The sequence below is a fragment of the Paenibacillus sp. BC26 genome, from assembly GCF_900116125.1.
GTDB classification, from domain to species: domain Bacteria; phylum Bacillota; class Bacilli; order Paenibacillales; family Paenibacillaceae; genus Paenibacillus_Z; species Paenibacillus_Z lignilyticus.
In genome coordinates this window covers 493,414-507,755 of the sequence record NZ_FPAD01000004.1, presented here as the reverse complement: position 1 = coordinate 507,755, position 14,342 = coordinate 493,414, and the positions used below count along the sequence as shown (strand labels likewise).

12 protein-coding genes are annotated in these 14,342 nt (G+C 51.7%); 10 read left to right on the top strand and 2 right to left on the bottom strand.

Features of this window, described 5'->3' with window-relative positions; genetic code table 11:
• The first annotated feature begins 15 nt into the window (after positions 1–15).
• Positions 16–915, top strand: coding sequence for an ABC transporter permease (locus BM412_RS25740; protein ID WP_091224556.1), 900 nt, complete (start codon positions 16–18; stop codon positions 913–915).
• Between the two features lie 19 nt (positions 916–934).
• A complete protein-coding gene (locus BM412_RS25735; RefSeq protein ID WP_091224555.1) occupies positions 935–1,816 on the top strand; it encodes a carbohydrate ABC transporter permease in 882 nt (293 codons plus the stop codon).
• 58 nt (positions 1,817–1,874) lie between these two features.
• Here the strand turns inward: BM412_RS25735 and BM412_RS25730 are convergent, their stop codons facing one another.
• Both BM412_RS25730 and BM412_RS25725 read right to left on the bottom strand, forming a co-directional pair.
• The gene (locus tag BM412_RS25730; RefSeq protein ID WP_256256593.1) at positions 1,875–2,678 is read right to left on the bottom strand and encodes a response regulator transcription factor; all 804 of its coding nucleotides are present in this window, start codon (positions 2,676–2,678) and stop codon (positions 1,875–1,877) included.
• Positions 2,659–4,461: a sensor histidine kinase gene (locus BM412_RS25725; protein ID WP_091224553.1), complete on the bottom strand. Its 1,803-nt coding sequence runs from the start codon at positions 4,459–4,461 to the stop codon at positions 2,659–2,661. The genes BM412_RS25730 and BM412_RS25725 overlap by 20 nt, the downstream gene beginning before the upstream one ends.
• Before the next feature lie 144 nt (positions 4,462–4,605).
• Here BM412_RS25725 and BM412_RS25720 point away from each other — a divergent pair, with 144 nt between their 5' ends.
• The 8 genes from BM412_RS25720 (at position 4,606) to BM412_RS25685 (ending at position 13,668) form a co-directional block, all read left to right on the top strand.
• Positions 4,606–6,231, top strand: coding sequence for an extracellular solute-binding protein (locus BM412_RS25720; protein WP_177246091.1), 1,626 nt, complete (start codon positions 4,606–4,608; stop codon positions 6,229–6,231).
• A 161-nt stretch (positions 6,232–6,392) separates the two neighbouring features.
• Entirely contained in the window at positions 6,393–7,484 is a 1,092-nt protein-coding gene (locus tag BM412_RS25715) for a Gfo/Idh/MocA family protein (RefSeq protein WP_091224551.1), read from the top strand.
• 238 nt (positions 7,485–7,722) lie between these two features.
• The gene (locus tag BM412_RS25710; protein WP_091224550.1) at positions 7,723–9,372 is read left to right on the top strand and encodes an ABC transporter substrate-binding protein; all 1,650 of its coding nucleotides are present in this window, start codon (positions 7,723–7,725) and stop codon (positions 9,370–9,372) included.
• A 69-nt stretch (positions 9,373–9,441) separates the two neighbouring features.
• Positions 9,442–10,392, top strand: a complete 951-nt coding sequence (locus BM412_RS25705) for an ABC transporter permease (RefSeq protein ID WP_091224549.1) — start codon at positions 9,442–9,444, stop codon at positions 10,390–10,392.
• 4 nt (positions 10,393–10,396) lie between these two features.
• Positions 10,397–11,242, top strand: a complete 846-nt coding sequence (locus BM412_RS25700) for an ABC transporter permease (RefSeq protein WP_091224548.1) — start codon at positions 10,397–10,399, stop codon at positions 11,240–11,242.
• Between the two features lie 35 nt (positions 11,243–11,277).
• Entirely contained in the window at positions 11,278–12,267 is a 990-nt protein-coding gene (locus BM412_RS25695) for an ABC transporter ATP-binding protein (RefSeq protein WP_091224547.1), read from the top strand.
• The gene (locus BM412_RS25690) at positions 12,260–13,162 is read left to right on the top strand and encodes an ABC transporter ATP-binding protein (protein ID WP_091224546.1); all 903 of its coding nucleotides are present in this window, start codon (positions 12,260–12,262) and stop codon (positions 13,160–13,162) included. Before BM412_RS25695 ends, BM412_RS25690 begins: the two co-directional genes overlap by 8 nt.
• Positions 13,163–13,203: 41 nt before the next feature.
• A complete protein-coding gene (locus tag BM412_RS25685; protein WP_091224545.1) occupies positions 13,204–13,668 on the top strand; it encodes a hypothetical protein in 465 nt (154 codons plus the stop codon).
• The last annotated feature ends 674 nt before the right edge of the window (positions 13,669–14,342 follow it).

Genomic DNA, 14,342 nt, shown 5'->3' with positions numbered 1-14,342 from the left:
GTAAGGGGCGAGCTTATGAACGCTTTCAAAATTCCGAAGAAGCAGCTGGCGCTGTATCTCATGCTGATTCTCCCGGTCATAGTCGTATTTATTTATTCCTATCTCCCGATGTTCGGGGTTGTTATGGCCTTCCAGAAATATGAGCCAACGCAAGGGTTCTTCGGCTCCAAGTGGGTCGGCTTGGATCATTTCAGGCGTCTGATGCAAATTCCCGATGTAAAGCAAGTTGTTGCGAACACGCTCTTTATCGCAACGATGAAAATCATCGTTGAAACGTTTGCGGCTATTGCGGTTGCCATTCTTCTAAATGAAATTGTATCTAAAGTGTTCAAACGTACCGTGCAAACCATTGTTTATTTTCCTTACTTCCTTTCGTGGGTTATCCTCGGCGGTATTTTCCGGGATATGCTCTCTCGTGATGGTTTAATTAATGTGATGCTTGGCAAAATGGGCTTTGACCCGATTATTTTCCTGGAAAAAGCTTCATGGTTTCCTTACATTCTTGTAGCTACTGAGACATGGCAAATAACCGGCTTCGGTACGATTGTATATCTAGCAGCGATTACGACAATCGATCCGACGCTTTACGAAGCGTCTGTTATGGACGGCGCCAGCCGCTGGAGACAAACGCTGAATATTACACTACCGGGCATGAAATCGACGATTGTTCTTATGGGTACTCTAAGCCTTGGCTACATTCTCAATGCCGGTTTTGAACAGGTACTTATGCTTTACTCCTCGGCTGTCTACTCGACAGGCGATGTTATCGATACATGGGTCTATCGGATGGGGATTCAGCAGGCTCAATATTCGTTAGGTGCTGCGATCGGCTTGTTCCGTTCCGTGGTCAGCCTAATACTGATTGTTGCATCGTACTATCTGGCCCGCAAAATATCGGATCATCGCATTTTCTAGAGTCTGGAGGGGAATCTAAATGGTAGATCGTTCGTTAGGCAGACGTATATTTTTGAACTTGAACGGCTTGTTGTTCATTCTGTTTTCACTTGCCTGTCTCATTCCAATGCTTCACGTCCTTGCGATTTCATTCAGCAAGAGCAGCGCGGTAACGGCCGGCGAGGTTACGTTTTGGCCGGTACAGTTCTCATTGAAGTCGTATGAATATATTTTGAGCAACTCCGAATTCTGGACGGCGATGTTCGTCTCCGTTAAACGCGTGTTCCTCGGCGTGGCAATCAGCATGTTCCTTACGGTGCTGGCGGCTTATCCGCTTTCCAAGAGCCAAGCGAACTTTAAGCATCAGTCGTTCTTTGCCTGGTATTTTGTCGTGACGATGCTGTTCTCGGGCGGTCTTATTCCGACCTTTATGATCGTAAAGAACACTCATCTGTACGGCACGATCTGGTCGCTCGTTATTCCCGGTGCGATCTCGGTATTCAACGTGCTGCTCCTCTCCAACTTCTTCCGCAATATTCCGAAAGATATCGAAGAGTCGGCGTACATGGACGGCGCGGGACACTTCCGTATTCTCGGCACGCTGTATCTCGCGCTATCGATGCCGATTATTGCAACGCTGATCGTCTTCTCGGCGGTTGGACACTGGAATGCGTGGTTTGACGGATTGATTTATTTGAAAAGCCAGAAGGATTATCCGCTGCAGTCTTACTTGCAGACGATTCTCGTGGAATCGAACAGCAGGCTGCTTACGAAAGCCCAAGCGCAGCTCATGAACAAAGTATCGAACCGTACGATCCAGGCGTCGCAAGTGTTTATCGCTTCGCTGCCGATACTGCTCGTCTATCCGTTCATGCAGAAATATTTCGTATCCGGCATGATGGTCGGCGCGGTAAAAGAATAGGTTTAGCAACGAAAGAAGCCGACCCCCTTGGGGTCGGCTTCTTTTTGATTGCTCGGTATTAGTGGTTATCCCTCTTCGTCGGGAGCTGAGCATCGCCGAATTGGCGGGGCGTCATGTTCGTATGCTTCTTAAATACTTTAAAGAAATGCCGCTGGCTCTCGAAGCCGGTCTGCATCGCGACCTCGCTAAGCGGCAGGGAAGGGCGCGAGATAAGCAGCTCCTTGGCTTTGATGACTCTAAGCTGCTGAATATAGGCGAGCACATTCATGCCGGTTTCTTTCTTGAACAGATGGCTCACGTAGTTAGGGTGCAGGCCGACATGCTCGGCAACGGAGGTGAGAGAGAGATCCCTCACGTAATTCGCCTCAATAAAGTCGAGAATTTGCCTGCTGGCTTCCGGCTTCTCCACATAGTCGTGGTCGGCGCCTTCTGTGAAGGTCTCCTGCTCCTGCTCTTGCTCTTGCTCTTCGGCCTCATGTTTCATTTGTTCAGCGAGTGCGGCTTGACCGAGCCGGGTGAGCAGCTCTTCGAGCTGGTCATCATCGATAGGCTTGAGCAGATAGTCGATGACCTGCAGCCGCAGCGCATCCCGCGCATAAGAGAAATCATCATAGCCGGACAGAATGATGAATCGGCTGCACAATCCTTCGCTCTTAGCGGTTTGGATGAGCTCCAGCCCGTTTATCTCCGGCATGTTGATATCGGTCATGACCAGATCAGCCCCATGCTGCCGCAGCGTCTCCAGTGCTTCCGCGGCGCTCGAGGCGCCCGTGATGTCCGTGAAGGGCGTATGGAATTGTTTGATTTTGCGCAGCAACCCCCGCAGGATCGGCGCTTCATCTTCAACGATGAGGAGCTTCAACGGCATTTCCCTCCTTCGGCATGGATAATGTAATCGTAGTGCCTTCCCCGGGCTCGCTTGCGATCGTAAGCCCATAGGCGGGTCCGAAATGGCTGATCATTCGCTCGTGAACATTCATCACGCCGATGCCGCCCTGCTCCTGCTCAGGCTCCGGCATACTCACGATGCCATCAAGCTTCTGACGAAGCATCTCAAGCCGTTCCGGCGTAATACCGGCCCCATCATCTTGGATGCGTACCAAGGCTAATGGTCCTTCGCTATATAAGCGGATGCGCAGCGTCCCTGTGCCGCGCTTCTTGGATATGCCGTGCACGATGGCGTTCTCCACCAGCGGTTGAATGATAAATCGCGGACAGGCGATGCGTAGCAGGCTTTCATCTTCCACTTCGATTTCGTATTGAAGCCGCTCTTCCATCCGCACCTTATAAATTTGCAGATAGCTGCGAATGTGCGAGAGCTCGTCCCGCAGCACGACGTACTGGCTCTTGGACAAGCTGTAACGGATCGACTGCCCGAGTGCATAGATCATTTTGGCTACGTCGGGGCTGTCGCTTTCCTCGGCCGCCATTCGGATGGCCTCCAGCCCGTTGTAGATAAAATGAGGGTTGATCTGGGCTTGCAGCGCCAGATAGGCCGCTTCCTTCTGCCGCAGCTGCGAAATATCCACCTTGCTCATCAGCTCGTCGTTGCGATCGATCATTTTATTGTAGGAAGAGACGAGGAAGGCGATCTCGTCGCTGTCCTGCTCTTCTTTATATTTGGCCAGCAGGTTGCCCCGCATATGCTTGCCGAGCTTCACGATACGCTGTACGACAGTGGAGACGGTAAAGAAATAGGCGCAAGAGAGGATGAGCAGCAAGGCGCTAATCATCAGCAAGTAGAATTGTACGGAATTTTGCGTTTTCTGGAAAAGCTCGCTTGTCGGCGTCACGGTCAAGATCGTGGAAGACAGCCGCGGCACATAGAAGCTGTTCATCATCAGGAGCCCCAGCTCCGAATCCATGTACTGCAGGGATTTGGACTTCTGCACGGCCGAGTAGATCCGTATCTTGTCTGGACTGGAGAGCGGCAGCTTGGCCGACAATGCCACGATTTCGGTATGGGTGATGCCCTTTCTCGGATTGCTGTCTTCGGCCATGTAGTAGTGCAGCGGCGTGCCTTTGACGTCCGAGGAGTGGAACATGCTGGAGAGGAACGTGTATTTCAGCCTGATTTCCATAAGTCCGATCGCCCGGGAGAAGTCCTCGTTGTACAGCTTCTTGTAATAGATCATTTGCAGCGCGGAAGGTGTAGACATTTCCTGCAGCCAATAGCCTTCCCCGACCTTCAAGCCGGTGGCTCGAGACGGGATGCTGCCATCGCTGTCCACGATGCTTGTCCCCATGTTGCGCACATTGGGGTCTGATTTATAGATCCGGATTTGATCGATGTAGAATGAATTGCTTTTATAGAAGGAAAAAAGCGGCACGAGCTCTTTCAGATAGACATTGACCTGCTCGGACTCCGTTTTGTACTTGCCGGACAGCAGGCCGCTCAGCACCTTATTCGTTTGGAAGATATCATGGATCATCTCGATCTGATTCATGTTCATCGTTAGAGATGAACCGAACTGCTGGATGAAGTATTCGCGGTTATTGGCAAAATCCTTCAGCGCATTATTGTGAATCTGTTTATAGTACAGCAGCCCGATACAAATGGTGGGCAGCAGAATGATGACGACATAGCCGATAATCATTTTTTTAACGATGCCGATTCGAAGTTTACGCAGCTTCAGTCTGTTCACCTTCTTCTGATGTAAGCGTGATCTTTCAATTATAATTCACTTGCCGTGTAATATACTACATGGCGTAGGCATTTAATATCATTCAATATTCATGCTATGATGGAAGCAGCACTGCCAGCATCCGGGAGAGGGGGCCATTGCAAGTTGAACAAGCTAATGAAAGCCGTTTCTTTCGTTATGGCAGCATCCTTAGTATTAGCCGGCTGCGTGGGCGGTAACGCCAACAAAGCGGGGAATGTCGGCAGCAATGAGGCGAATCCCGAAACGGTTGATTATTTCAAACTTCCGGAGCCGGTGGAAATGAGTGTTATTAAATCGGTTGGCCCCGGCCTGAAGTTAAAGTCCGGCGAGACGATTGAAGATAATGAATATACGAATTACGTGTTTAACAAAACCAATATAAAGACCAAGGTGCTGTGGGATGCGTCCTCAACCGATTTCGATCAGAAAATGCAGCTGGCGATCGCGAACAACGAAATTCCGGACGCGATGATCGTGGATGAGAAGACCTTCCGCGCCATGGCCGCAGCGGATCAGCTTGAGGATCTGACGGCGGTTTACAAGCGATATGCTTCGCCTCAAATAAAGGATTTCTATAAGTCGACGGAAGACAAGGCGCTGGAGAAAGCGACCTACGACGGCAAGCTGATGGCAATACCGAGCGTGGCGATTCAAGCGGACGCGCCGTCCATTCTGTGGCTTCGCCAAGACTGGCTGGATAAGGTGAATCTCAAGGCGCCGAAGACAATCGATGAGCTGAAGCAGGTATTGCATGCATTCATCGAGAAGGACCCGGACGGCAATGGACAAGCGGACACGATCGGACTAACGGGGAATAGTTTTCAGCTTGCCACGGAAGGCGGCGGCATTCATGATTTCAAAGGGATCTTTAACGCCTTTCATTCCTATCCGATGATCTGGATCAAGGATGAGAATGGCGAAGTGGTATACGGCTCCACGACGTTTGGCATGAAGCAGGCGCTAAGCGCGATTCACGAAATGTATGCGGAAGGCTTGATTGATAAGGAGTTTGCGCTGCGCAAAAATCCGGACGACCTTGTCTTGAACGGCAAAGCGGGCGCCTTCTTCGGCCCATGGTGGGTGCCTTGGGCACTGATCGATTCGCTGAAGCATAATCCCAAGGCGAATTGGAAGCCGTTCATGATTGAGGATGCGAAAGGCCAATATAATATTGCGAGCGTGCCGGTCAGCAACTTCTTCCTCGTCGTTCGGAAAGGCTACGCGCATCCGGAAGCGGCGGTTGTCTATTCGAACATGCGCGTGCAGGCGGAGCGTACGCCGGATGAGCAGGCGATTAAGCTGGACCCGGGCCATGGCCTGTGGCCGCTGCTGATGACAGTCGACTATGCCGATGCGGCAACGCGCAAGCACGATCTGCTGCTCGATGCGTTGGCCGGCAAAGTGAAGAAGGAAGAGATGGACGGCGAAATGCAGCTGGTCTACGAGCAAGAGCTGCGCGACCGTAAGAATCCAAGAAAGAATCCGGACGATTGGGCTGCGCCTGCAGCATATTTGCTGGGAGCGGGCATACTGAAGCTACCGATGAACGTGACCGACCCGGTGTATTCGGCGATGACGAAGACGATGGAGTCGCGCTGGGCGAATTTGCAGAAGATGGAGACCGAAACCTTCTACAAGATCGTGCTTGGCGATGAGCCGATAAACGCGTTCGACCAGTTCGTAAAGGATTGGAAGGAGCAAGGCGGCGACAAAATCGTCGAGGAAGTGAAGGAGGAACTGAAGAAGTAAGCAGCTTGTTCCTCTTCACGATTGGCCATAGTGGCTGACAACCGGTGGTATTTCGGATTAACGATTGATAGAGCAACCGTTTTCGGGTTATAATAACGTATTCCGTGCCCGCGCACGAAGCTTGGGACTGGTTATAATTATTCGTATGGGAGTGAACATTAATGGCAACAAGAATTTACCTGATTGGCGCAGGCTTCATCGCCCGCACGCACGCAGAAGCGGCTTATAAATTTTATGGTGAAACACCTACGGACATCGAACTGAAGGTAGCGGATCCGAATCCGAAAGCGCTGGCTAGCTTTGTTGAGCAATTCCCGCATGCGGTTACGTTCAGCGATATGAAGGATATGCTGGCAGAAGAAGCACAAGAGCATGATGTCGTTGTTGTATGTACACCGCCATTCACGCATTTCGAGCTTTCCAGCTATGCACTGAAATCGGGACGGCATGTCCTATGCGAGAAGCCTCTTGTTATGAACGCTTCCGAAGCCGATGAGCTGTCGAAGCTGGCGAAGGATCTGGGCAAGCTGTTCGGCGACTGCAGCGACCGCTTTATCGGCCTTCCTAAGACCGAGCAAGTCAAAGCGATTGTCGCTTCCGGCCAACTGGGCGAAATCTACAAAGTGAGCTTCATTCATCGCGATCAACGCGGAAGAGCAGGCATCGAGTACCAACCGGAGAGCCGTTGGTTCTTGAACAGCAAGCTTTGCGGCGGCGGCATTCTGACGGACTGGGGTCCGTACGACTTCACTGTGCTTGCGGATATTCTTAAGCCATCGGCTGTAGATGTCTTAGGCGGCTGGATCAGCAAGCCGGTAACAGGCGCAGATCCGCAGGATGTCGTTTACGACGTGGAGCATAACTCCGGCGCTTTGATGCGTTATCATGCACAAGGCCAAGACCGTCCTGTGCTTGTGCAGTATGAGCGTTCTTCCTGTACGCATGGCGAGGCTTATTCCCTGGTTGAGATCGAGGGTACGCTTGGCGCAGTGAAATTCTCGCCATACTTCGGCGGCGACGCAGTCGTACACCGTTTCGATGAGCAAGGCTCCGTTGCAGAGAAAGAAACGCAAGTTCCTAATGATAATGCATACGGCTTCATGGATGCGCCGCTCTACTTCTTCGTAGAACGCGTGCTGGGTCGCGACTCGGCAGCTCTTCTGAACGAAGATGCGGTATTTAACTTCAAATGTATCCAAGCGGTATATGAGAGCGCGGCTTCCGGTAACATTCAATCCGTTAAACGCGGCTAGGTTGTGAAGGGATAGACGGTTTTCTCTAAAAAGCGATCATTTACGGCTATATTGCCAGTAAGTGGTCGCTTTTTTGCCTTATTTGCCCGCGCACAGTGATTAATAAATGAAGTATAATGGGTAAAATTAAAGTTTAACGATGGCTTATCGAAATAAGTATTGTAATTCCGAGTATTCCGATGTATGATTACGAATATCAAATATATACTCTTCATAGAGATACTTGGAGGATGAGAGAATGCGCAGCAAGAGAAGTTTACCCGTCGTGATTGTTCTAGCCCTACTTACCCTGGTAATCAGTGCATGCTCCGGAGGCACTTCGAACAATTCGAATTCGAACACGGCTTCGAATAACGCACCGGCCAATAATACACAAGCGTCTGACAATGCGGGTACCGACGCATCGCAGCCGAAGGATGGCGGCAGCCTCATTATTGCTGTAGCAGCTGATCCGATCATCCTTAACCCGAACTATGCAAGCGACCGTGTCAGCCTAACCATTGACCAAGCGTTGTATGCTCCGCTGTTCCAAATCAATAACGGCAAGAAAACATTCTATCTTGCAGAGAGCTTGACGCCATCTGCCGATAACCTAACTTATACATTAAAGCTGAAGAGCGGCCTGACTTGGCACGATGGCGAGAAGCTGACTGCCGATGACGTTGTCTTCACATTCAATAAGATTCTGGAAGAGAAACAAAACAGCTTCCTGCGCGGCAACCTGATTATTGGCGGCAAGCCAATCGAAGCGGTTAAAGTGGATGATACTACAGTTGACTTCAAGCTTCCGAGCGTTAGCCCGGCATTCGAAGCAACCTTGGTACAAATCACGCCGATTCCGAAGCACATCTTCGAGAACGAAGCGGATATTGAGAAAAGCACGAAGAATGCAGCGCCAATCGGTTCCGGTGCATTCAAATTCAAAGAATACAAAACAGGCGAGTACCTGACGCTTGATCGATTCGATAACTATTTTGGCGGCAAACCGCATCTGGATTCCATTACGTACCGTGTTGCTAAGGATACGAATGCAGCGAACCTAGCTCTGCAAAGCGGCGAGATCAACGTGAAATACTTGGATCCGCAAGACGTAGCGACAATTGATGCTACTGGCAATTTCGAAATTAAGCCTTATAGCGAAGGTCGTCTGTCTTACCTGAACTTCAATGCAAACAGCGATACTGGCATCCTGAAGAAGAAAGAAGTTCGTCAAGCACTGTCTTATGCGCTAAACCGTGAAGAACTCATTCAAGCGGCTTACTCCTCTGCTGATTATGCAGAACAGGCTCATTCGATCCTGACGCCGGATACCCTTTACCACACGAATGACGTTGCTTCATTTGACAATGATACAGCGAAAGCGAAAGAGCTGTTGAAAGCGGCTGGCGTTAAAGAAGGACAGAAGCTGCGTTTCATCGTGTCGAGCGGCAACAAAGTTCAAGAGTCGGTTTCCCTATACGTGCAACAGAAGCTTAAAGAAGTCGGTCTTAATGTAGAACTTCAAAATATGGATGCATCGGCTTTCGGCGATAAGGCTTACGATCCGAAGGCAGCTGATTTCGAATTCTTCGTTGGTGGTTACATTATGGGTTCTGACCCTGATGCGTACAGCATCTTGTACGCGACAGGTGCTGACTATAACACGACACATTACTCGAATGCGGAAGTAGACGGCTTGTGGAAACAAGGCGCTGCGGAAGGCGATACTGCAAAACGCGGTGAAGTGTACAAGAAGATTCAAGAAATCGTTGCGGATGATGCTCCTCTCTTCCCGATCGGTTACACGAAAACAATCGTTGCCATGGACAAACGCTATGGCGGCATTGACGAAGCGGTTCTGAAACCAGTCGTAATCTTCGAAGACCCGTCCAAACTATATTTGAAATAAGAACGTTCAAAAAATAAGCTGGATCGTTCCAGCTTATTTTTTGCTACTTGAAAGCAAGGAGAATCCAGCATGAGACAGCTCATCGCCAAACGATTATTGCAGACCATCCCGATGCTCTTCTTCGTCTCGGTTGTCTGCTTTGCTATGATTAAGATGGCTCCGGGCGATCCGGTGCTTTCCTTTGTTACACCCGCCATGCATGCTGACGATATTGAGCGGATTCGGCACAATATGGGGCTTGATCAGCCTGCGATTGTGCAGTATTGGGAATGGCTGAAATCCTGCCTTACAGGCAATTTGGGTTATTCCCTCATTAATCATCAGCCTGTGACGGAGCAAATCTTGGATCGTCTGCCTGCAACAGCGGGGCTGATGGGTGCCGCGATTGGATTGGCGGTATTGCTTTCGATCCCGCTTGGGCTGCTTGCAGGCGCATACCGCAACAAATGGGTGGACAAGCTGATTAATTTCCTCTCTTATATCGGTATTTCCGTGCCGCTGTTTTGGCTTGCTATTTTGTTTATCTATTTCTTCGCGGTTAAGCTGCACTGGCTGCCCAGCATGGGAATGCGGACAATCGGTACGAACTCTGCTTGGGATGTTTTCAAGCATGGCATTCTGCCTTGTCTCGTGTTGGCGTTTGGATTCATGCCCGGTTATGTACGCTACATCCGTTCGAGTACGATTGGTCAATTAAAAGAAGACTATGTGCAAATTCAATTTGCATTCGGTTCCACTCGAATGAAGATTCTATATCGCCATGTCATGAAGCATGTGCTGCTGCCTGTCATTACGCTGCTTGGGCTGTCCATGGCAGATTTGGTAGCGGGCGCTATTGTGACGGAAACGATATTTTCCTGGCCGGGTATCGGATCACTGGGCATGACAGCCGCGAGGGGAATGGATTATCCCGTTATTATGGGCATAACGCTGTTCTCATCCGTGATGCTGATACTGGGGAATTTGGCCGCGGATCTGCTGTACGGCATTGCCGATCCGAGAATCAAACAGACGAGGTGACTTCATGAATCGCACCAAATGGCGCAATGTTAGAATCGAGCTACTGTCGAATAAATTTGGGATCGCGGCCGTCGCCATTTTGGCGGTGCTGACGATTGGCGCCATTCTGGCGTTTCTATCCTCGCAGGATCCCAATCAATTGAATGTCTTGGAGCGGTTGAAGAAGCCGAGCTCGGCCCACTGGTTCGGGACGGATGACTTCGGTCGCGATTATTTTACAAGGGCGCTGTTCGGCGGTCGCGTATCGCTGATGGTTGGTTTCGCGTCCATGATCTTGGCAACGGGGATCGGCGTCACCATCGGGGTGATTAGCGGCTACTTCGGCGGCAAGCTGGATAATGTCCTGATGCGGGGCGTAGAGGTGATCATGTCGATTCCTTCATTCTTAGTTCTGCTCTTGCTCAGCATTTTCTTGAAGCCGAATGTCGGCAGCATCATCCTTATTATTGCTTTATTAATGTGGATGAATATCGCGCGGATCATTAGGGCGGAGACGATGACGGTGAAAGAGCGCGAATTCGTTCTGTATGCCAAAGCTTCGGGACAGAGCGCCATCGGCATTATTATTCGGCATATTCTGCCGAACCTGATGCCCGTCATTATCGTAGGCGCGACGAATACGATCGGCAATGCCATCATGATGGAGTCGTCCCTGAGCTTTCTCGGCTTTGGGGTGCAGCCGCCCAGCGCGACATGGGGCAGCATGCTCAACAATGCACAGGGTTATATCGCGCAAGCGCCTTACTTGGCGGTGTTTCCAGGACTATTCATACTACTGACGGTTCTTAGCTTCAACGTGCTGGGCGATATTTTGCGCGTCGGATTTGAACCGAAGCTCACTCGGAGATAACCGGTGAACAGCAGGCACAAGGGAGTGAGTCACAGATGACAAAACGGTTACTGACCGCCACGGACCTTAAGGTTTCTTTCTTCACCCGCGAAGGGGAGAATCAAGCTGTCCGCGGCGTCAGCTTTCATATTGATGCAGGGGAGACTGTCGGAATCGTCGGCGAATCCGGCAGCGGCAAGAGCGTAACGGCGAAGGCGTTGATGGGACTTATTCCGCCGCCGGGCAAGGTGCTTCAAGGGGATATCACGTTTGACGGGAAGTCGATCGCCAAGCTAACGGATAAAGAATGGCGCAAGCTGCGCGGCAATCGGATCGCGATGGTGTTCCAGGACCCGATGACGGCGCTCAATCCCGTGCAGCGGATCGGCGATCAGATGGCGGAGGTTATCCAGCGGCATCGCGGCTTGAAGCCGAAGGCGGCGACCGCCGAGGCGATCGAAATGCTGCGGCAGGTCGGCATTACGGAGCCGGAGCGGCGCGTGCGCCAATACCCGCATGAGTTCAGCGGCGGTATGCGCCAGCGGGTTATGATTGCGATGGCGCTGTCCTGCCAGCCGGAGCTGCTCATTGCCGATGAGCCGACGACGGCGCTCGACGTGACGATCCAAGCGCAAATTCTGGATCTGCTCAAGGAGCTGAAGGAGCGCTCCCAGACGGCAGTCGCGCTCATTACGCATGATTTGGGCGTAGTGGCGCAGGTGTGCAGCCGCGTTGTCGTCATGTACGGCGGCATGGTGATGGAGGAAGGGCCGGTAGAGCAAATCTTCTACAATCCGCAGCATCCTTATACGCAAGGATTGCTTCGTTCCTTGCCGAAGCCGGACAAAGGCTCCAAGGAAAGGCTGGTCCCGATCGACGGCACGCCGCCGAATCTATTGGACCCGCCGCCGGGCTGCCCGTTCATGGAGCGCTGTCCGCATGCCATGTCCAAGTGCGCAGCGCTGCCGCCGGTCACTGAGGTGTCGCCGGGGCATCGTTCGCTGTGCTGGTTAACGGTTGAGAAGGAGGGCGGCAACCATGAGTGAACGGCGCGATGATTTGCTTGTCGAAGTGCGGGGACTCAAGAAGCATTTCACCAAGAGTACGGATGTATGGGGGAGACCGACCGAGGTGCTGAAGGCCGTAGACGGTGTCAGTTTCGGCATCAAACGCGGGGAAACGTTCGGCCTTGTCGGCGAGTCCGGCAGCGGCAAGTCGACCGTCGGCCGGTGCTTGCTTCGGCTTTATGACTATACGGCGGGCGAGGTTCATTTTGACGGCCATGAGCTGTCATCGCTTGGCGAGCGGCAGTTAAAGCCGTTCCGCCGCCGTATCCAATCGATTTTCCAGGATCCGTATTCCTCGCTTAATCCCGGCATGAACGTGCTGGAGTTAATTGGGGAACCTATGGATATTCACGGGCTGCATCGCGGTGCGGAGCGTAAGGATGCCGTGGCTGCGCTGCTCGAGCGGGTTGGATTGAAGCGGGAGCATCTGCTTCGTTATCCCCACGAGTTCAGCGGCGGTCAGCGCCAGCGGATCTCGATTGCGAGGGCGTTGTCGGTGCGGCCGGATTTTGTCGTATGTGACGAGCCGATCTCGGCATTGGACGTATCTGTTCAGGCACAAGTCATTAACATGCTGGAGGATTTGCAGCAGGAGTTTGGTTTAACTTATCTCTTCATTGCGCATGACTTGTCGATGGTACGGCATATTTCGGACCGGATCGGCGTGATGTACGGCGGCCGTTTGGTGGAAGTGGCGTCAAGCGAGGAGCTGTACGAGAATCCGCTGCATCCTTATACGAAGGCACTGCTTTCTTCGATTCCGGTACCGGACCCGCGCGCGGTTAGCGAGCGAGTGATCTGGACGAAGGATGCCGGAGCGGTTGTGCCGGAGTTGCGGGAAGTTAGCCCGGGACATTTTGTGGCGTTGGAGTAGGATTGATGATGGATCGAGCATAGAGCAGGGAGGAAAACATGATGGCAGCAGAAGGAACGGAACGGGTGAAGTTGTCCCAATGGGATGCGATGCTGATCGAGTCGCTGCGTGTACTGGGCTGGTCGGACGAGGAGCTGATTCGCCGTACGCAGCAAGGCGACCTGCCGAAGGATGACACCAGCATCTATGAGTTTAACTATGAGGAGCTGGCGGCTTTCGCTGCCAAAGAACCGGCAACGTTCGAAGCGGCGGTACGCTCCGGCTACCAGATCAAGTATAATACCATTCGCGGGATTCGCAGCTGGATTGCCATTGCATTCGCTCAGGAGCCTGAGCTTGTGCTGGAGGAAGGTCGCGAAGCGGTGATCGCTACGCTGACGCCGGCTGAGAAGGCGCGTCTGGATGAGGTGTTGTCGCATGGCTGGACGATTCTCGATGGTGACGGTGAGGCAGCAGTGGGAGCAGGAGCTGGAGCGGCTGTTTATCAGATCGTGCCGCAGGCTTAGGCTTAGATTATAGAGAGCGATGAAAAACCGTCCCCAAATTGCACTTTGTGCCTTTGGGGACGGTTTTTTTGCGTTTAAGGGAGGGGGGCGAGGAAGTGATTCAGAATAGTGCGCAGCATCCCCTCTGGGGGGCCGCCTTTCCCATTTCCGATCGGATGGTGTGGCTCTAACGAATCCTAGAGGGCTTATTCGGGCCAAATGGGCGGGTTAGAAATTCTAACGAATCGTAGCGGTCTTATTTGGTATAAAAACGCCCATTCCTACTCCAATTTCCCAAAATAAGGTTTATACGATTCGTTAATTTTATTTAGGGCTATTTTCGCCAAAATAAGACCTCTACGATTCGTTAGCTGCATACGACCAGGGCCAATGTTGCAATAAGGGGCAACGGTTGGATCCGGAGCAGGTGCTCCAGCGATTTTGCCTCAAGCTTGAGTTGCTCCTGGAGCCACACATTCGCAGAAATCGCCAACTAACTGCGCAAGTGTCGCTCTAGGAGCAACACATTCGCAGAAATCGCCAACTAAATGCGCAAGTGTAGCTCTGAGAGCACCACATGAGAAAAAAACGCGGACTAACTGCCTAAGTGTAGCTCTAGAAGAAACACATGAGCAGAAAAAGCCAGTTAGCAGTAGAAGTGTAGCTCTGGGAGCCACACATGAGCAGAAAAAGCC